Raw genomic sequence first — 257 nt, forward strand, 5'->3', positions numbered from 1 at the left:
TCCATTCCGTCGGGGCAGTGGGAATCGGCCGAAAGTCTTGGCTTTACCCGTGTTCAGACACTTTGGAACATCATATTGCCACAGAGCTTCCGGCGTTCAATACCTCCATGGATGAACTGGTACGCGCTACTCACGCTCTCCACTCCGATGGCCTCTATTTTCAGCGTCAGAGAGTCTGTCGCCAACGCACAGGCTGCAATGGAAGCGTCGGGCGGACGACCGGAATTTCTCTTTCCGTTCTATCTGTTCCTTCTCTG

1 pseudogene is annotated in these 257 nt (G+C 54.1%); it reads left to right on the top strand.

Annotated features, from left to right (window positions below):
* Window positions 1-257: pseudogene (locus HWD97_RS24375) on the top strand (amino acid ABC transporter permease); the annotation flags it as partial.

Origin of the sequence: Ochrobactrum sp. C6C9 (genome assembly GCF_022627935.1) — a bacterium.
Classification (GTDB): domain Bacteria; phylum Pseudomonadota; class Alphaproteobacteria; order Rhizobiales; family Rhizobiaceae; genus Brucella; species Brucella teleogrylli.